General features: G+C 56.2%; 1 rRNA gene. It reads right to left on the bottom strand.

The annotated features are described in order from the left end of the window. Nucleotides 1–299, bottom strand: a 16S ribosomal RNA gene (locus LDK52_RS19935); the annotation flags it as partial.

Consider the following 299-nt stretch of genomic DNA (forward strand, 5'->3'; position numbering starts at 1 on the left):
TATGGGATTTGCTCACCCTCGCGGGGTTGCGACCCTCTGTACCGTCCATTGTAGCACGTGTGTAGCCCAGGTCATAAGGGGCATGATGATTTGACGTCATCCCCACCTTCCTCCGGTTTATCACCGGCAGTCACCTTAGAGTGCCCAACCGAATGCTGGCAACTAAGATCAAGGGTTGCGCTCGTTGCGGGACTTAACCCAACATCTCACGACACGAGCTGACGACAACCATGCACCACCTGTCACCGCTGTCCCCGAAGGGAAAAGCCTATCTCTAGGCCGGTCAGCGGGATGTCAAG

The organism is Psychrobacillus antarcticus (genome assembly GCF_029533155.1).
Taxonomy (GTDB): domain Bacteria; phylum Bacillota; class Bacilli; order Bacillales_A; family Planococcaceae; genus Psychrobacillus; species Psychrobacillus antarcticus.